This window comes from Bacillus cereus group sp. BfR-BA-01316, from assembly GCF_022664195.1.
GTDB lineage: Bacteria > Bacillota > Bacilli > Bacillales > Bacillaceae_G > Bacillus_A.
In genome coordinates, this window is record NZ_JAKUGX010000004.1 from 206,828 (window position 1) to 224,891 (window position 18,064).

Here is an 18,064-nt window from a genome sequence, read left to right on the forward strand (position 1 = left end):
GAATAAGGGAGAAGATAATAAAATATAGGGTTGTTTTTGAAATTTATGTGAACATACAGCCTATATTACAGCATATTAATTGATGGAAATGAAATTGTATGATATATAATATATTGGGATTACAACCTAACCGTAGTGTTTTGTTCTGTAATCTTGTTTTTATTTCTGTTAACTTGTAGAAAAAATTGTAAATAGAAGAAAATAGGCTAAGTACAATTTTGTATATATTTTCTTATTATATATGTTTTGATATGAACGTTAACTTATACATGATTTTAAAATTTAGATAGGTGGTAGAAATACATTGGCAACTACAAAACCATATAGAGTATTACTATATTACATGTACACAACAATTGAAAACCCAGAAGAATTTGCTGCAGAGCATTTAGAATTTTGTAATTCACTTGAGTTAAAAGGAAGAATTCTTGTAGCAACAGAAGGAATTAACGGAACTTGTTCTGGAACTGTTGAGCAAACAGAGAAATACATGGAAGTAATGAACAATGACCCACGTTTTGCTGGAATCGTTTTTAAAATTGATGAGGCAGATGAACATGCATTTAAGAAAATGCACGTACGTCCTCGCCCAGAGTTAGTTACACTTCGTTTAGAGGATGACATTAATCCAAAAGAAATAACTGGGAAATATTTAGAACCAACAGAATTCTATGAGGCAATGAAGCAAGAAAATACAGTTATCATTGATGCACGAAATGATTATGAGTTTGATTTAGGACACTTTAAAGGTGCGATCAAACCAGATATTGAATCATTCCGTGAATTACCAGATTGGATTAGAGAAAACAAAGAAACACTTGAAGGTAAAAAGATTTTAACGTACTGTACAGGTGGAATTCGCTGTGAGAAATTCTCTGGTTGGTTAGTTCGAGAAGGCCATGAAGATGTAAGTCAGCTTCACGGCGGAATTGTAACGTACGGAAAAGACCCAGAGGTACAGGGTGAACTTTGGGATGGTCAATGTTACGTATTTGATGAGCGTATCGCTGTACCAGTAAACCAAAAAGAACATGTTATCGTTGGTAAAGATCATTTTACAGGAGAGCCATGTGAGCGCTATGTAAATTGTGCAAATCCAGAATGTAACAAGAAAATTTTATGTTCTGAAGAAAGTGAAGCAAAACATTTACGTGCATGTTCTCATGAATGTCGTGTACACCCACGTAATCGTTATATAGTGCAACGTGAATTAACAGAAGAGCAAGTAGCTGCTGCATTAGAAAAAATCGAAGCAGGGAAGTAAGCATAATAGAAAACAGATGGTAGCATCGTGCTGCCATCTGTTTTTTTATTTACTTTGTATCTTCTTTCTCTTTCACAGCAGATAATACAGTTTGTTTTACCCATGCTTTTCGATTTTTATGTTGTATAGCCCATTGGTATAAACCTTGTACACCTAAAATCAGTGAAATGACTATGCCACTACTAGCTATTAATAGAGCAAAGTATTCAAGAGGTGAAGATATATGATTTGAATCGGTATTTTTTAAAAGGTCAATTATCGTAAACCCTAACATTTGGCCCACTACAGAGTAGAGCGTTAAAATTAATAATAAAAGGCTATCTTTTTTAGAAGCAACATTTTCTTGATATTTAAACAAACTATCAAGATTTTGTTTCGCGTTCGTATATAGTATTTCAATGTTGAAAAGTTTTCTTAAACGAAAGAAAATATCTTCACTTTGTGATTGAGATACTAATTCTAAAGAAAAATAATTAGCTGTAAACGAATTGATAGAGTAGATTAACTTCTCTATTTCATTTGTATCTTGTTCAATATTTAGTTCAGCGTAAGCGTTTGCCATTTTTAATAAAACAATTTTATGAAATAGGTTTAATAATAAAGCGTAATAAAACTCCCCATACATTTGACTAGCAAGTTTAGCTACTTTATCGTCATCTTCGTTCGTAATACATGTAAAAATATGTTCTTCCATTATGAAATAACGATTAGGAGCCCACCTTTGATAGGCGTGTTGTTTTAAATAATCATGAATATAAGGGAGATTGTTTGCACTTACATATGGTTTACCATCACTTGTTAATCCAGAAAGACTGGAAGTACGGTAAACATCAACTACATTAAGTTCCATACTTTCTTTTAGAGATAATAAAGTTTGAACGTACATTCTTTGGTCTTCGAAGAAAGGGAAGGTTTGAAAGTATGAACTTCTTACTCTTTTCTTTTCAAAGAAGTCCGTTAAGCCGTTAAATAAATAACCAAAAATGAACTTTTCAACTTGTGAATATCTTTTTCCGTTACATTCTATACAAATGTTCTCGTCCTTTTCATTTCGCGTTTCAAGTACGCGAAAGTGAGCAGCGAATTCTATTGCGTCTGATAATGTCATATTTGGAGAGATGTTAACTTCTGTTCGGATTGTTAGAAACCCAAGTTCATAAGGACAAAGTGTTACATCGATTGAGTGTACTGTGAACGGGACGGAGATAAGATTTGTTGTTAAATGTCCGTTTAAATTAAGATCTTTAGAATAGCGTTGTAATCCTTTTTGATGCTCTGAAGGAGGAAAGAGAATTTTATTCGTAAATGAAAGATAGTATGCTTCCATATTTTGATGTAAAACTTTAAACTCCCCATAATATGTATTTTCATCTTCGAGATGATCGAGTCGAAAAGGCCGAAAATCATTTTTTTGTAAGAAAGGGAACATATTTTGTTCATATCCGCTCTTGAACGAAAATGGGAAAATAAATTGAAAAATAGCTGTTGTTACATATTTTTCTTCGATCGTTTGTATTGCCTCCATTTATATTGTTTCCTTTCAATGTAAGCTATAGAAACAACATGCCCTAATCTACTAAAAAATAACCGCTGGATTTTCATATGATTAAGAATGAAAAATTCAGCTTATTTATTAGGGGACATGTATAATATTATGTATACTAAAAGTAGTATAATTGTATTTTGAAAAGGGGGATGTATTATGCGTATTTTAGTATTAGGAGCTGGAGGCGTTGGAGGATTTTTTGGTGGACGACTTGCCGAAAAGGGAGAAGATGTTACGTTTCTCGTTCGTAGTGGACGGAAACAACAAATAGAGGAAAAAGGTTTAGTTATCCGAAGTATTAATGGAGATTTTTCATTTCAACCGAAATTAATAACGAAAGAAGATATAACTGCTCCGTTTGATGTAATATTATTCTCAACAAAAGCGTATCACCTAAACAAGGCAATAACAGATTTGAAACCATTTGTAGGTGAGAATACAGTCATAATTCCATTGTTAAATGGTATCGCTCATTTATCACTATTACAAAATGAATTCGGTGAAGAAAAAGTAATTGGCGGTTTATGCTTTATCGAAACGACATTAAATAGTGAAGGTGATGTTGTGCAAACTAGTGTTGCCAACCGACTTATATTCGGGGAAACTAAGCCTCAAGATTCTGAGAGGATGCAACGTATTTCTAAAATATTTGCGGGTACGAAAGCTAGTTTTGTTTTAAGTGAAAATATTATGCAAGATATGTGGCATAAATATTTATTTATTACTGTAATGTCAGGTGTGACAACATTAATGCGTGCACCAATAGGTCCGATTCGTGAAAGTGAAGGTGGACGTGATTTTATCCGAAACTTATTTGAAGAATCTGTGCAAATTATGAGGGCATTGGGGGCTCCAGTTAAGGAGAACATTGTTGAAGAGCATATGAAAACAATTGATAAAATTTCTTATGATATGAAGTCATCTATGCAACGTGATATGGAAAAAGGTTCGTTCATTGAAGGGAAACATTTGCAAGGATACTTGTTGGAACTAGCAAAGCAACTTCATATAGATACTCCATTATTGGAAGTAGTATATCAAAACTTAAAATTATATCAAGAAATGTTTTTAAATAAAGAATTGGTATAGTTTATTTGTATTAGTGAAATGAAAGAAGTATAGAGAAAGCATTATTGCTTCTTCTATACTTCTTTCTATTTTTACTTGTTTACAATCGTTTTCATGATATTTATGGAAACGATATCAGAATATAGCAAAAACAATACTTCTCACGTATTGTTTCTTTTTTTTGTCGAAAATCCTCTGTCCCATTCAAAAAAAATATACAAATGAAAGAAACTTTTACAATGGAAACAATTCCGTAGATGTAAGGATGCTTCGGATATGCAGCATTTTCTTTCTATAGGAACGAACTAATACTGATACCTTATACTGATTCTTCAGCAAGCAAAACCTTTAGGCTTTTGCCTAACCTCCATTCATCTCCTACCTACTCATTGGACAATGTCCTATCCATTCCTTGAGGTGGGAGTTTTCTATCGGAAAATGATAAAAACAGCATTTGATGAAATTGGATGTTTGCTCTTAATACATAGATAAAGAAGTGAGTTCTAAAAATGGTGTTTATTGAAATATAAATATGATGGAAAGGAGAGGAGAGCATGACTATAATTACTTTTTTAGGTTTGTTTTGGGGCTGGATTATATTAATTGTATCCGGAATTCTTTTTATACGGCCATCCGTGTTACGCGAATTGAAAAGGCTAGTTGTGGAAGATAGAGGTTCTGGAATTATGTATGGATTTTTATCAATTTTCTTAGGCGTAAGCACAGTTATTTTGCATAATGTATGGGAGTTCAATTGGCAAGGCTTTGTAACACTTATAGGGTGGTTATCACTTTTAAAAGGGATCTATATTATTGCATATCCTGAACCATCAAAAAAGACAAATTTTGAAGTACGTGTACTATCTACTCGTATAGTACTTGCAGTTATTTCTGCTTTAGCCATTTGGATGCTTGTTGTAATTTATACGCAATAGATTTATCGGTGTTTAAGAATAAAAAAGTCTGTTTTAAGTTACATTATGTAAAAACAGACTTTTTTAATGTTGTAACTTAGTTCAAATCAATTATCGATTCCTTTTATTTTCTTGTGTAATATCTCGTTCTTTTTCCATATTACCGTATAGATGGTTGATTTCTTTTCTAACTTCATCTAAAAAAGAATCTGATAAGATTGGTTTCTTTTTCTTTGACATATGAGCCTCCTAAATGGATGTAATATTATTAATTATGATTATTTATTCTGGAATCATACATAATCATCATAATTTTTTTAGCTTTTTAAAATTTGAGTTATTTCATGAAAATTTTTATTTACTTTTTAAAAATAAAGGAGTATTATAATCCACAGTTTCAATTTTCTAAATCGCTGAAACCGCATGGTGCGGGGGACCCGTTTTAATGAATTAGTGCATAATTCAATGGGGTGAATCCTTGAAAAAGGTAGGGCTACTCATAGGTCCGAATCCGACAGCTAACCTCGTAAGCGTTATATTGAGAAGGAAGGTGGAGCTTGTGCGACAAAAAAATTAATGTCTACAAGTCTATTTCGTTATGGCTTGTAGACATTTTTTGTTTTCTGAAGAAATAGTTTATCCGCTGTAATTAGCAGAAAAATTCGTGCAAAATTATTGGAGAGTGGACAGCATTGGTTTCATCTATCAAAAGGTTTTTAATTGGAAGGCCGTTAAAATCAACTGAGTTAGGAGAGCAAAAGCTTAATAAAACGAAGGCGCTAGCAATTTTATCTTCTGACGCTTTATCATCGGTTGCATACGGACCAGAGCAAATTTTAATCGCTTTAGCCGGCCTTGGAGCAATAGCTTATTGGTATTCAATTCCAATAGCTGTTGGGGTATTAGTATTATTGACAGCTCTTATTTTATCTTATCGACAAATTATTTTTGCCTATCCTCATGGCGGCGGGGCATATGTTGTATCAAAAGAGAATTTAGGGACGAATCCCGGCTTAATAGCAGGAGGATCTTTATTAGTAGATTACATTTTAACCGTTGCAGTAAGTGTATCGGCGGGTACAGATGCGCTCACATCTGCTTTTCCCAGCTTACATGCACATAATGTAATCATTGCGATTATATTTGTCATATTGATTACCATCTTAAATTTAAGAGGCGTAACGGAATCAGCTTCCGTTTTAGCATATCCGGTTTATTTATTTGTTCTAGCTTTATTTATATTAATTGGTGTAGGGGTATACAATATTTTAACTGGTCAAGTTTCACCCACGCTGCATTCGCCAATTGGAACACCAGTCGCGGGAATTAGTTTATTTCTACTGTTAAGAGCATTTGCATCAGGTAGTTCTGCATTAACAGGTGTTGAAGCAATTTCTAACGCAATTCCGAACTTTAAAGATCCTGCCCCAAACAATGCAGCAAAAACATTGCTTGCAATGGGGGCGTTACTTGCTGTTTTATTTTCAGGAATTGTCTTTTTAGCATATTATTACGGAATTACACCGAGTAAGGAAGTAACAGTCGTTTCACAAATAGCTGAACAAACATTTGGACGTAATTTCATGTACTATTTCATACAAGGTACAACAGCTTTAATATTAATTCTTGCTGCTAACACAGGTTATTCTGCATTTCCTTTATTAGCGGTTAATCTTGCGAAAGATAAGTTTATACCAAGAATGTTTACGATTAGAGGAGACCGACTAGGTTATTCAAACGGTATTATTATACTTGGGATTTCTTCAATTATTTTAATTGTAGCTTTCCAAGGACAAACAGAACATTTAATTCCGCTATATGCGGTAGGAGTATTTATACCATTTACACTTTCTCAAACTGGAATGGTACTAAAATGGCTTCGTGAAAAACCTGAAGGATGGGCTTTGAGATTAACGGTTAATTTAATTGGTGCAGTCATTAGTTTTATCGTAATGAGCATGTTCTTTTTAACTAAATTCGCACAAGTTTGGTCGATCCTTATTTTCTTACCTGCTATTATCTTCTTGTTCCACCGAATTAAGAAGCACTATGATGCAGTGGGCGATCAACTAAGTTTAAAAACTTGTGAACCGCTTATTCCGATTGAGGGGAATGTAATTGTTGTTCCTGTAGCTGGTATGACTCATGTAGTAGAAAATTCATTGAACTATGCTAAAGCTCTTTCTCCAGATCAAGTTATCGCTGTATATGTTTCTTTTGACAGAGAAGAGGAAAAGAAATTTGAAGAGAAGTGGAAGAAGTGGCAACCTGAAGTAAGGCTTGTTACATTACATTCTCATTATAGAAGTATTATTCAACCGTTAACAAAGTTTATTGATACAGTGCAATATAAAGCGAGTGAATCAAATTACCGAGTTACGGTCGTTATACCGCAGTTTATTCCGAAAAAAGGTTGGCATAACATTCTTCATAATCAGTCTAGTTTATTAATTCGTGCGTATTTACTGTATCGAAGAAATGTTGTTATTACGACAGTACCGTATCATTTGAAAAAGTAAGAAGATTTTTTAAGGATAGTTTCACGAAAGTGAAGCTATCCTTTTTGTGTATACTCTATGCATAATTGCATATTCAGCGAAAAGGTATATTGATATAATTTTGTTCGTTGTGAGTAATTAGTGTTTTCTGTTGTGATATATGGATATTTTAATCGGGGAAGTGAATCGGATTTTATTTTGGAATAAGGACATGAGAGCTTGAAAATAAAGGGAATGAAAATACTTCTTTACGTTAGATAAATAGCTGTGTTTAAATGACTTTACAGTACAAAACTTACATGAAAACAAAACGAAATTTCATACTTTCATACGCTAATTAGTTTAAAATGAATAATATTTTTATGTAATATATTCGCTGTGTGAATGTGGAAATTGCGATAAAATAGAAAATTTATACAATCTTATTCATACTAAGCACATATGAAAAGTTATGGAACGTTTTATAACAATAAGTAAGTACTGTAGCAATAAAATTTGAGAGAGGTGGTTCGTACATGAATCACGGTGAGAATGTTCTCTATTTGAACCATCTCAAATTATTTGCAAGAAAATAGAATACTAAAATGCGATAGTAATAGTTGCTAATACATAGGAGGAGTTAAAGTGAAAAAGACTTTAATTACAGGGTTATTGGTTACAGCAGTATCTACGAGTTGCTTCATTCCTGTAAGCGCTTACGCTAAGGAGGGGCAAACAGAAGTGAAAACAGTATATGTGCAAAATGTAATTGCTCCAAATACATTATCCAATTCAATTAGAATGTTAGGATCACAGTCACCGCTTATACAAGCATACGGATTAGTTATTTTGCAACAGCCAGACATTAAGGTAAATGCGATGAGTAGTTTGACGAATCATCAAAAATTTGCAAAGGCGAATGTACGAGAGTGGATTGATGAATATAATCCGAAGCTAATCGACTTAAATCAAGAGATGATGAGATACAGCACTAGATTTAATAGCTATTATAGTAAGCTCTATGAACTAGCAGGAAAAGTAAATGAAGATGAACAGGCAAAAGCAGATTTTACAAATGCATATGGAAAATTACAATTGCAAGTACAAACGATTCAGGAAAGTATGGAGCAAGATTTATTAGAACTAAATCGATTTAAAACGGTATTAGATAAAGATAGTAACAATTTATCGATTAAAGCTGATGAAGCAATAAAAACATTGCAAGGATCAAATGGGGATATTGTGAAATTAAGAGAAGATATTAAAAGAATTCAAGGGGAAATTCAAGCTGAACTAACTACTATTTTGAATAGACCTCAAGAAATTATTAAAGGTTCTATTAATATCGGTAAACAAGTATTTACAATTACAAATCAAACTGCACAAACGAAAACAATCGATTTTGTATCTATCGGTACTTTAAGTAATGAAATTGTAAATGCTGCAGATAGTCAAACGAGGGAAGCAGCTCTTCGTATTCAACAAAAGCAAAAAGAGCTGTTACCACTTATTCAAAAGTTATCACAAACTGAATCAGAGGCGACTCAAATTACATTCGTTGAAGATCAAGTAAGTAGCTTTACAGAACTAATTGATCGTCAAATTACAACTTTAGAGACGTTATTAACGGATTGGAAAGTTTTAAACAATAATATGATCCAAATTCAAAAAAATATTGAAGAAGGCACGTATACAGATAGTAGTTTACTTCAAAAACATTTCAATCAACTTAAAAAAGTAAGTGATGAAATGAATAAGCAAACAAATCAATTTGAAGATTACGTTACAAACGTTGAAGTACATTAAACAGAAAAATAATTAGCGATATAGGGAGAGAAGAAAAATGACAAAAAAACCTTATAAAGTAATGGCTCTATCAGCACTTATGGCAGTATTTGCAGCAGGGAATATTATACCGGCTCATACGTATGCAGCTGAAAGTACAGTGAAACAAGCTCCAGTTCATGCGGTAGCAAAAGCTTATAATGAGTATGAAGAATATTCATTAGGACCAGAAGGCCTTAAAGATGCAATGGAAAGAACAGGTTCTAACGCTTTAGTAATGGATCTGTACGCTTTAACAATTATTAAACAAGGCAATGTTAATTTTGGAAATGTATCGTCAGTTGATGCCGCTTTAAAAGGAAAAGTGATTCAGCATCAAGATACAGCTAGAGGGAATGCAAAACAATGGCTAGATGTATTGAAGCCACAGCTTATTTCAACAAATCAAAATATCATTAATTACAATACGAAATTCCAAAACTATTATGATACTTTAGTTGCTGCGGTTGATGCAAAGGATAAAGCAACACTTACGAAAGGTTTAACTAGATTATCAAGTAGTATTAATGAAAATAAAGCGCAAGTAGATCAGTTAGTAGAAGACTTGAAGAAATTCCGAAATAAAATGACGTCGGATACTCAAAATTTCAAGGGAGATGCAAATCAAATTACATCTATCTTAGCTAGTCAAGATGCTGGAATTCCGCTCTTGCAAAATCAAATCACGACGTATAATGAAGCAATTAGTAAATATAATGCAATTATTATCGGTTCATCCGTTGCGACAGCATTAGGACCAATTGCAATTATAGGTGGTGCGGTTGTTATTGCTACGGGAGCAGGAACTCCGCTAGGAATCGCATTAATTGCAGGTGGTGCAGCAGCAGTAGGTGGTGGTACAGCAGGAATCGTATTAGCGAAGAAAGAGCTTGATAATGCACAGGCAGAAATTCAAAAGATAACAGGACAAGTTACAACTGCCCAATTAGAAGTGGCAGGACTAACGAACATTAAAACGCAAACTGAGTATTTAACAAACACAATTGATACTGCAATTACAGCGTTGCAAAACATTTCAAACCAATGGTATACAATGGGATCAAAATACAATTCTTTACTTCAAAATGTAGATTCAATTAGTCCAAACGACCTTGTTTTCATTAAAGAAGATTTAAACATTGCGAAAGATAGCTGGAAAAACATTAAAGACTATGCAGAAAAAATTTATGCTGAAGATATTAAAGTAGTAGATACGAAGAAAGCATAATAGCGATTAAACTGTTACAACATTATGTACAGATGATTAATATTTTAAAACAGAGAGCTCCTGTTCAGTAATGAGCAGGAGCTTTTTTACCTCTAACGTTTCACATCCTCATAAGAGAATAGGTGATAAGTATGCGTAATAATTTCTATAAAAAATGTCTTTTAACGATAATGATTGCTGGGGTGGCAACGAGTAATGCGTTTCCTTTACATCCTTTCGCAGCAGAACAAAACGTAAAAATGTTACAAGAAAATGCGAAAAATTATTCTCTAGGACCAGCAGGATTCCAAGATGTAATGGCGCAAACGACGTCGAGCATATTCGCAATGGATTCATATGCAAAATTAATTCAAAATCAACAAGAGACTGATTTGAGTAAAATAAGTTCAATTAATGGTGAGTTTAAAGGAAATATGGTTCAGCACCAAAGAGATGCAAAAATTAACGCGGCGTATTGGTTAAATAATATGAAGCCTCAAATTATGAAAACGGATCAAAATATTATCGAGTACAACAATACTTTTCAAGCGTACTATAGTGACATGCTAGTAGCGATTGATCAAAAAGATAGCGGTAAATTAAAAGCGGATTTAGAAAAGTTGTATGCGGATATTTTAAAGAATCAAAATGAAGTAGATGTATTATTAGGGAATTTAAAAGCTTTTCGCGATAGAATGGCGAAAGACACAAATAGTTTTAAAGAGGATACAAATCAATTAACAGCGATTTTGGCAAGTACGAACGCTGGCATTCCAGCTCTAGAGCAACAAATCAATACATATAACGATTCGATCAAAAAGAGTAATGATATGGTCATTGCTGGTGGCGTACTTTGCGTAGCACTAATAACTTGTCTTGCTGGCGGCCCGATGATTGCGATTGCGAAAAAAGATATCGCAAATGCAGAAAGAGAAATAGCCAATTTAAAAGATAGAATTTCTGGAGCGCAGGCAGAAGTGGCAATTTTGACAGATGTGAAAAATAAAACAACAAACATGACAGAAACAATTGATGCAGCAATTACAGCACTGCAAAACATATCAAATCAGTGGTATACGGTAGGTGCAAAATATAATAATTTACTACAAAACGTAAAAGGAATCAGTCCAGAAGAATTTACGTTTATAAAAGAAGATTTAAATACAGCGAAAGATAGCTGGAAAGATGTAAAGGATTATACAGAAAAATTACATGAGGGTGTGACGAAATAAACAGTGGACTAGTTCCGCTGTTTATTTTTTTATCCCGTTTTTTGTGAGAGCCGAGCTTGTAATTTTACCCATAAGTTTGCCGTGTGTTTTATCAATGTAGCTTTGGGATAATGTTTGGTCAAATTGATACTAATAACCTCGATAAACTCCTGATCACGCTTTTTATATTTAATGTTTTAAGTAAAAAAGCTATACTATAGGCAAAACTAAAATTTGGAAAGGAAATACTAGAACATGGAAAATTATTTGTTATTTATCCTTACAGCAATCCTAATCATAATAATGCCTGGTCCCGGTTTTGCCTTAGTTACAAAAAACACTATCTCTCATGGTAAAAATGGTGGGATAAAGACCGTCTTAGGAACGGTATCTGGAATGATGATTCATACAATAATGGCTACACTAGGACTTTCTGCTATCCTAATGAAATTTGCTATGCTATTTACATTAATAAAATATGCTGGGGCTTTTTATTTAATTTACTTAGCTGTAAAGTCAATTAAAAGTGCCTTTTCTAAAAAAGAAGATATGTCAGGTTTAGTGGGAATGAACTCTAAGGATATTGGAACGATTAAAAGTTTTAGACAAGGATTTACCACGGCAATCTTAAATCCAAAAACTGCTGTATTTTTCCTTAGTTTTCTACCCCAATTTATTGTGAGCAATCAAAGTCATCTCTTCCAATTTCTTTTGTTAGGACTCACATTTACGACTTTGACAGCAATATGGTATTTACTTTATATCTCACTAATACGTCAATTAAGAACTTTTTTAAGAAAAGAAAAAGTGAACCGTACAATAGAGGGTATTACTGGCACAGTATTGTTAGTATTTGGAGTCAGGCTATTTTTCCAAAAATAAATATGTATATGAAAAGAGAAATAATCAATGGTGGTTATTTCTCTTATTCACTTATTCTAAAACTATCATTTTACAATTGATTTCACACCTTCATACTAATTTTATATACCTATCTAACATGGGCTTTAAAAATGAGGTCCTTAACAATCTATCCCGTTTGCTTAATAAGAAAAAATCCTATATTAGGGGTTACTTCAAAATCTTAGCTTGATGGCGATGGGGTCTCGCCATCAAAACGCGAATTTCGTACGTTATCAAGACCTAAATCCACAAAAAAACTTAAAATATCAAGCTCCTAACATATTAGTCATATTATATATGACTAATATGTTAGGAGCTTTTATTTTTGGTAATGAGTTTTGAAACTGAATTTGAATAGTATTTTTCTCTATTTAGGTAGAAATAAGTAAAGTCCCATAAACGGTAGTTTTGGGTACTTTCCTTAATTCTTTGTAGGTTTAAATTAAAGCTCGATCAAAAACATGTATTAGAAACATATAATTTTTCTTATTTAATTAACAGCGGATAAGTGTCTGCAAATAAATTATATCAATCAGAAGTTGTCTACAAAGAAATATGTGATTCTAAAATTGTTGCGGAACTAGCCGTTGCATACCGAAAGACGAATATAAACCCAGAGTTACAAGAGTTTTTGAAAATAGCGAAAGGCAAGGCGATGAACACATTTACAAAATGGCGAGAAAAATGACAAGACTGTAAGAATGCACGAATGTTTGTAAGAAAGTTCGATGTTTTCCTTTTTCTTTTTTTATTATAGTGAAAAAGAAGAAAGAAGAAGGAGATGTCATACTCATGGTGATACCTATTTTTATGAAAGTAAAAAAAGCGTGGGAGGGGAAGGAAGATGACGTTTTCTCAGCTCACGTTTAAAAACGTTAGTCGAAATATACGTACGTATGCCGCTTGTTTTTTAAGTGAAAACGTCATGTTAGAGGAAGAAACAGTACATTCACATAGTTAAGAAGTAGTTAAGTCCCATTTAAACCTTTTTTCCCATAATAAAATTATAAGCGTACAAGAAGGTTGGTATTTTTAGATGAGTACAATAATCAAAACTATTCATGTAATGAAGGTATATGGCAATCAGTTAAACACCTTACTATAAAGGAGGGATTTGAAAATGTCTTTTTCTCAATTCAATATTGATATTTTTCGAGCAATTAATGATTTAGGTAAACAATATTCATTCCTAAACTCAGCCATGGTATTTTTGGCAGAATATATGGTATATATTTTTGGTTTAATTATTATAGCTTATTGGTTTACCGGGTCCAGAAAAAGTAGGATGATGGTTATTCAAGCGATGGTTGCTTTTGTGATTGCTGAGGTGATTGGAAAAATAGCAGGGAAATTTCATTTGAATTATCAACCGTTTGCAGTATTGCCTGATGTTAATAAACTTGTCGACCATGCTGTAGATAATTCATTTCCTAGTGACCATACGATTCTCTTTTTTTCGATTTGTTTTTCGTTTTGGCTTGTTCGTAAAAAGACTGGATGGTTATGGCTTATACTTGCATTTTGTGTAGCGATCTCTCGTATTTGGGTAGGGGTTCATTATCCTTTTGATGTTGCAACAGGGGCTTTAATAGGATGTGTTTCAGCGTTATTTTCGTATTGGTTAGTACCGAAATTTTCTTTTATCAAGCAATTGCTTACTCTATATGAAAGAGTAGAGAAACATGTTTTACCATCCAAAAACAAATCAAAGGGATTTTGAGTATACAAGTATAAAAGTTAGCGTGAAAGATACAAATGCTGACGACCTATATATGGAATGTATTCATGTTGCAGCTGTTCTGACACGTACAAGTTATCAACAATCTTTATGTTGAAAGAATCTTAGCGTACGCTAAGGAATTTCTATGTTAAAAAACTTGGTTTTACCGTACGTTAAGGAAGTTCCATAAACGATATTTAATGTTTGTTATTGAAGGGCTTTGTTATCGTTACTACAGAAAGAACAAAAAGAATGAAATGCATATGAGATTTATCTGATTCAAGATCATCTGTATTGAGTTTATGGAGCTACACAATAAAGCTTCACTGTATATACTAATTGGAGTAGAAGTTTAGGCAGAGAAATTTAGGGAGTCGAAATTTCTTGCATAAAGCTGTATAATGCTTGTAACGAAAGGGAAATACAGGAAAGGATTTGTAATGAGTTACTATGGAAAAAGATAAACAACAATTAAGCGTTGAAGTTGCAAGATTATATTATCAATCAGATTATAGTCAGCAAGAAATTGCTAACAAATTAAATATTTCAAGACCGACGATTTCTAGATTATTAAAGTACGCGAAAGAAAAAGGGTTTGTTCAAATTAGTATAGCTGATCCATTTGCTGATTTAGATAATGTCGGGAATTTACTTAAAGAAAAGTATAATTTGTTAGAAGCACATGTTGTATTTTCTCCAGTTCCGGAATATGCAACGATTACGGAGTACATTAGTAAATATGCTGCTGAGTATATGGAAAAGACAGTGAAAACTGGTGATATCGTTGGTGTAAGCTGGGGAATGACGATGTATGAAATCGCTAGGAAAATCGTGCCGCAACATGTAAAAGGAGTAGAGGTTGTCCAATTAAAAGGTGGCATTAGTCACTCAAGTGTAAATACATATGCGAATGAAACCATCGCTTTATTTGCAGATGCTTTTCAAACGACGCCAAGAAATCTACCACTTCCAGTTATATTTGATAATGCGGTGACAAAAGAATTAGTGGAGCAAGATAGACATATTCATCACATAATTGAAATGGGGAAACAAGCAAATATTGCAATCTTTACTGTTGGTACAGTGCGTGATGAAGCGTTATTATTCCGATTAGGATATTTAGATAAGGATGAAACGAACATTCTGAAAAAACAAGCTGTCGGTGACATTTGTTCACGTTTCTTTGATGGAGACGGAAATATTAGTAGCGAAGAAATTAATAAGCGTACAATTGGAATTGAGTTAGAGGAACTTAAATTAAAGAAACGTTCTATTTTAGTTGCAGGTGGTAATAGAAAAGTAAAAGCAATTGATGGTGCGTTACGTGGCGGGTATGCAAATGTATTAATTATCGATCAGCATACGGCGAAGGAATTGTTACATTATCAAAAAGGTTAGAAATAGAAGGCTCTCTCAACGGTATTATTTTGAGAGGGCCTTCTATTTTAGTATGAATAAATCAAGGTGTAGTACCTTGTAAAGCATTTGTAAGGAACGCTCTTTGATTGATCTCCTTTTTCAAAAATTAGTGAGTTAGCCATAATATCTCTATCTACAAAAGTCCATTCATCTTGCTCCATCATATCGATAAAAGGTTCCATTTTTCCGCGCTTTACTAAGTAGGGGTATTGATTATCTATCGGTTCTACTTCCACCATTTCTTTATCTTGAATAACCATCTTAGACATAGCTAAAGCAAATGGAATGGGGTTTCCTTCTTGGAAAATAACATCTTTTTTATAAAAAATAAATATGGATAGTGAGGTGCATACTAGCAATGTGAATATAAAGAATTTTGACTTAAACAAGTGGTTCACATCCTTTATTTACAAGCTTATACTACTTTCAATGTATTACAAGAAATTCCCTTCTAAAAAAGAATGAACAAAATTTCAAAAGTATATTTACATTTGTTCAACTAAGGGTTAGAATGAAGTTGTTAAAAGATATGAGGAGTGAAGATAATGAACATTGCAAAGTTAATTGACCATACAATTTTAAAACCAAATTCTACTAAAGAAGATGTTATGAAAGTAATCGATGAGGCAAAGCAATACAAATTTGCTTCAGTTTGTATTAATCCTACATGGGTAAAGCTAGCTGCTGAAGAATTAGCTGGACATGATGTAGACGTTTGTACTGTAATCGGTTTCCCATTAGGAGCAAGCACTACTGAAACAAAAGCATTCGAAACAAAAGATGCTATCGCAAAAGGTGCAACTGAAGTTGATATGGTAATCAACGTAGGTGCTTTAAAAGATGGCGACAATGAGTTCGTTGAAAAAGATATTTATGAAGTAGTACAAGCAGCAAAAGGAAAAGCTCTTGTAAAAGTAATCATTGAAACTTGCCTTCTAACAGACGAAGAAAAAGTTCGTGCTTGTGAATTATCAGTAAAAGCTGGCGCTGATTTCGTAAAAACTTCAACTGGATTCTCAACTGGCGGAGCAACTGCTGAAGATATCGCGTTAATGCGTAAAACAGTTGGACCAAACGTTGGTGTAAAAGCATCTGGTGGCGTTCGTACACGTGAAGATGCAGATAAAATGGTAGCTGCTGGAGCTTCACGCGTTGGAGCAAGTGCTAGTGTTGCAATCGTATTAAACGATGCAAAAGGTGCTACAGATAACTACTAATTAATAAAGTGTGAAAAGCAATAGATACACGTTTAAAATAAAGTGTATCTATTGCTCTAACAATTGAAAAAGATGTAAGCGGATACGAATGGGAGGAGACGGCTTATGAAATACTTAATCGGTGTTTTTGGCCTCGTATTAATTTTAGGTATCGCTTGGCTTGCTAGTAATAATAGAAGTAAAGTAAAATATCGTCCGATTATAACGATGATTATACTTCAATTTATACTGGGATTCTTATTATTAAATACGAGCATTGGGAATATATTAATTAGCGGAATAGCAGATGGTTTTGGAGAGTTATTAAAATATGCCGCTGATGGTGTGAATTTCGTATTTGGTGGATTAGTAAATCAAAAAGAGTTTTCATTCTTTTTAAGTGTATTAATGCCAATCGTATTTATATCAGCTTTAATAGGTATTTTACAGCATATTAAAGTATTACCTATTATTGTGAAATCTATCGGTCTAGCATTAAGTAAAGTAAATGGGATGGGTAAACTCGAATCATATAACGCGGTAGCTTCTGCGATTTTAGGACAATCTGAAGTGTTTATTTCAGTTAAGAAACAACTGGGATTATTGCCAGAGAAAAGAATGTATACATTATGTGCATCTGCAATGTCTACAGTATCTATGTCTATCGTTGGATCATATATGGTGTTATTAAAACCGCAATATGTTGTAACCGCTTTAGTGCTTAACTTATTCGGTGGCTTCATTATTGCTTCTATCATTAACCCTTATGAAGTTACTGAAGAAGAAGATATGTTAGAAGTACAAGAGGAAGAGAAAAAGACCTTCTTTGAAGTATTAGGGGAATATATTATAGATGGATTTAAAGTTGCGATTACAGTAGCAGCTATGTTAATTGGTTTCGTTGCTCTTATCGCATTCATTAATGCAGTATTTAAAGGTGTAATCGGTATCTCATTCCAAGAAATTCTAGGTTATGTATTTGCACCATTTGCATTTATTATGGGTGTACCTTGGCATGAAGCAGTTAATGCCGGCAATATTATGGCGACAAAACTCGTATCAAATGAATTTGTAGCGATGACAGATTTAGCGCAAGGAAACTTTAATTTCTCAGCTAGAACGACAGCGATTATATCTGTATTCTTAGTTTCATTTGCAAACTTCTCTTCAATTGGAATTATTGCAGGAGCAGTGAAAAGCTTAAATGAAAAACAAGGAAATGTAGTCGCAAGATTTGGTTTGAAATTACTTTTCGGTGCAACATTAGTAAGTTTCTTATCAGCAACAATCGTTGGCTTATTATTTTAACAGATTC

At 33.3% G+C, this 18,064-nt stretch carries 16 protein-coding genes and 1 riboswitch; of the genes, 13 read left to right on the plus strand and 3 right to left on the minus strand.

Features of this window, described 5'->3' with window-relative positions:
• Nucleotides 1-304 precede the first annotated feature (304 nt).
• Nucleotides 305-1,264 (plus strand): oxygen-dependent tRNA uridine(34) hydroxylase TrhO, encoded by a 960-nt coding sequence (trhO, locus tag MR071_RS05635; RefSeq protein ID WP_242235335.1) that lies wholly within the window; start codon nucleotides 305-307, stop codon nucleotides 1,262-1,264.
• A 49-nt stretch (nucleotides 1,265-1,313) separates the two neighbouring features.
• On the opposite strand, the gene MR071_RS05640 is transcribed toward trhO, so the two are convergent.
• Entirely contained in the window at nucleotides 1,314-2,789 is a 1,476-nt protein-coding gene (locus MR071_RS05640) for a hypothetical protein (protein ID WP_242235337.1), read from the minus strand.
• A gap of 177 nt (nucleotides 2,790-2,966) precedes the next feature.
• On the opposite strand from MR071_RS05640, the gene panE reads away from it, so the two are divergent.
• Nucleotides 2,967-3,899, plus strand: coding sequence for a 2-dehydropantoate 2-reductase (gene panE / locus MR071_RS05645; RefSeq protein WP_242235339.1), 933 nt, complete (start codon nucleotides 2,967-2,969; stop codon nucleotides 3,897-3,899).
• A 533-nt stretch (nucleotides 3,900-4,432) separates the two neighbouring features.
• A complete protein-coding gene (locus MR071_RS05650) occupies nucleotides 4,433-4,813 on the plus strand; it encodes a hypothetical protein (RefSeq protein WP_105583803.1) in 381 nt (126 codons plus the stop codon).
• A gap of 90 nt (nucleotides 4,814-4,903) precedes the next feature.
• Here MR071_RS05650 and MR071_RS25465 read toward each other — a convergent pair whose 3' ends face one another.
• Nucleotides 4,904-5,032 carry a hypothetical protein gene (locus MR071_RS25465; RefSeq protein ID WP_255295617.1) on the minus strand — a complete coding sequence of 43 codons (129 nt, stop codon included), beginning with the start codon at nucleotides 5,030-5,032 and terminating at the stop codon, nucleotides 4,904-4,906.
• A 161-nt stretch (nucleotides 5,033-5,193) separates the two neighbouring features.
• A riboswitch (cyclic di-AMP (ydaO/yuaA leader) is annotated at nucleotides 5,194-5,340 on the plus strand.
• Nucleotides 5,341-5,484: 144 nt separating this feature from the next.
• Here MR071_RS25465 and MR071_RS05655 point away from each other — a divergent pair.
• The 8 genes from MR071_RS05655 (at nucleotide 5,485) to MR071_RS05690 (ending at nucleotide 15,532) form a co-directional block, all read left to right on the plus strand.
• Entirely contained in the window at nucleotides 5,485-7,311 is a 1,827-nt protein-coding gene (locus MR071_RS05655; protein ID WP_105583802.1) for an APC family permease, read from the plus strand.
• A gap of 603 nt (nucleotides 7,312-7,914) precedes the next feature.
• Nucleotides 7,915-9,075, plus strand: a complete 1,161-nt coding sequence (gene nheA, locus MR071_RS05660; protein WP_105583800.1) for a non-hemolytic enterotoxin NHE subunit A — start codon at nucleotides 7,915-7,917, stop codon at nucleotides 9,073-9,075.
• A 37-nt stretch (nucleotides 9,076-9,112) separates the two neighbouring features.
• Nucleotides 9,113-10,321 (plus strand): non-hemolytic enterotoxin NHE subunit B, encoded by a 1,209-nt coding sequence (gene nheB / locus MR071_RS05665; protein ID WP_105583799.1) that lies wholly within the window; start codon nucleotides 9,113-9,115, stop codon nucleotides 10,319-10,321.
• 131 nt (nucleotides 10,322-10,452) lie between these two features.
• Nucleotides 10,453-11,532, plus strand: a complete 1,080-nt coding sequence (gene nheC, locus MR071_RS05670; RefSeq protein WP_242235344.1) for a non-hemolytic enterotoxin subunit C — start codon at nucleotides 10,453-10,455, stop codon at nucleotides 11,530-11,532.
• 234 nt (nucleotides 11,533-11,766) lie between these two features.
• Entirely contained in the window at nucleotides 11,767-12,393 is a 627-nt protein-coding gene (locus MR071_RS05675; protein WP_242235346.1) for a LysE family translocator, read from the plus strand.
• A 529-nt stretch (nucleotides 12,394-12,922) separates the two neighbouring features.
• Entirely contained in the window at nucleotides 12,923-13,102 is a 180-nt protein-coding gene (locus MR071_RS05680) for a type 2 periplasmic-binding domain-containing protein (protein WP_105583796.1), read from the plus strand.
• A gap of 432 nt (nucleotides 13,103-13,534) precedes the next feature.
• A complete protein-coding gene (locus MR071_RS05685; RefSeq protein ID WP_105583795.1) occupies nucleotides 13,535-14,134 on the plus strand; it encodes an undecaprenyl-diphosphatase in 600 nt (199 codons plus the stop codon).
• A 450-nt stretch (nucleotides 14,135-14,584) separates the two neighbouring features.
• Complete coding sequence (locus MR071_RS05690; protein WP_105583794.1) at nucleotides 14,585-15,532, plus strand: sugar-binding transcriptional regulator; 948 nt, start codon at nucleotides 14,585-14,587, stop codon at nucleotides 15,530-15,532.
• Nucleotides 15,533-15,579: 47 nt separating this feature from the next.
• On the opposite strand, the gene MR071_RS05695 is transcribed toward MR071_RS05690, so the two are convergent.
• The gene (locus tag MR071_RS05695) at nucleotides 15,580-15,942 is read right to left on the minus strand and encodes a hypothetical protein (RefSeq protein ID WP_242235348.1); all 363 of its coding nucleotides are present in this window, start codon (nucleotides 15,940-15,942) and stop codon (nucleotides 15,580-15,582) included.
• 156 nt (nucleotides 15,943-16,098) lie between these two features.
• On the opposite strand from MR071_RS05695, the gene deoC reads away from it, so the two are divergent.
• Together deoC and MR071_RS05705 are read left to right on the plus strand one after the other, a co-directional pair.
• Entirely contained in the window at nucleotides 16,099-16,770 is a 672-nt protein-coding gene (gene deoC / locus MR071_RS05700) for a deoxyribose-phosphate aldolase (RefSeq protein WP_242235351.1), read from the plus strand.
• Between the two features lie 105 nt (nucleotides 16,771-16,875).
• Nucleotides 16,876-18,057, plus strand: a complete 1,182-nt coding sequence (locus MR071_RS05705) for a NupC/NupG family nucleoside CNT transporter (RefSeq protein WP_105583791.1) — start codon at nucleotides 16,876-16,878, stop codon at nucleotides 18,055-18,057.
• The last annotated feature ends 7 nt before the right edge of the window (nucleotides 18,058-18,064 follow it).

What these genes read in the sequence shown, in the direction of transcription:
- nheB (WP_105583799.1), top strand. Translation starts at nt 9,113, where the DNA reads ATGACAAAAAAACCTTATAAAGTAATGGCTCTATCAGCACTTATGGCA.
- panE (WP_242235339.1), top strand. Translation starts at nt 2,967, where the DNA reads ATGCGTATTTTAGTATTAGGAGCTGGAGGCGTTGGAGGATTTTTTGGT.
- MR071_RS05690 (WP_105583794.1), top strand. Translation starts at nt 14,585, where the DNA reads ATGGAAAAAGATAAACAACAATTAAGCGTTGAAGTTGCAAGATTATAT.
- nheC (WP_242235344.1), top strand. Translation starts at nt 10,453, where the DNA reads ATGCGTAATAATTTCTATAAAAAATGTCTTTTAACGATAATGATTGCT.
- deoC (WP_242235351.1), top strand. Translation starts at nt 16,099, where the DNA reads ATGAACATTGCAAAGTTAATTGACCATACAATTTTAAAACCAAATTCT.
- MR071_RS05640 (WP_242235337.1), bottom strand. Translation starts at nt 2,789, where the DNA reads ATGGAGGCAATACAAACGATCGAAGAAAAATATGTAACAACAGCTATT.
- MR071_RS05675 (WP_242235346.1), top strand. Translation starts at nt 11,767, where the DNA reads ATGGAAAATTATTTGTTATTTATCCTTACAGCAATCCTAATCATAATA.
- MR071_RS05685 (WP_105583795.1), top strand. Translation starts at nt 13,535, where the DNA reads ATGTCTTTTTCTCAATTCAATATTGATATTTTTCGAGCAATTAATGAT.
- MR071_RS05650 (WP_105583803.1), top strand. Translation starts at nt 4,433, where the DNA reads ATGACTATAATTACTTTTTTAGGTTTGTTTTGGGGCTGGATTATATTA.
- MR071_RS25465 (WP_255295617.1), bottom strand. Translation starts at nt 5,032, where the DNA reads ATGTCAAAGAAAAAGAAACCAATCTTATCAGATTCTTTTTTAGATGAA.
- MR071_RS05705 (WP_105583791.1), top strand. Translation starts at nt 16,876, where the DNA reads ATGAAATACTTAATCGGTGTTTTTGGCCTCGTATTAATTTTAGGTATC.